Here is a 227-nt window from a genome sequence, read left to right on the forward strand (position 1 = left end):
GGTGCGGCTGGATCACCTCCTTTCTATGGAGAATTGATGAACGCTGTTCATCAATATAAGTTTCCGTGTTTCGTTTTCGTTTAGTTTTGAGAGTTCAATTCAATATTGACTCTTAAATGAGGATATGATATAAATAAATCCTGCAATTTGTATGGGCCTATAGCTCAGCTGGTTAGAGCGCACGCCTGATAAGCGTGAGGTCGATGGTTCGAGTCCATTTAGGCCCA

At 41.9% G+C, this 227-nt stretch carries 1 tRNA gene; it reads left to right on the forward strand.

Annotation, left to right across the window (positions count from 1 at the left end):
• The first annotated feature begins 153 nt into the window (after window positions 1–153).
• Window positions 154–227: transfer RNA gene (locus JDS81_RS30130), tRNA-Ile, on the forward strand.

Source organism: Bacillus cereus group sp. N31, from assembly GCF_016483245.1.
In the GTDB taxonomy this organism is placed as follows: Bacteria; Bacillota; Bacilli; order Bacillales; family Bacillaceae_G; genus Bacillus_A; species Bacillus_A toyonensis.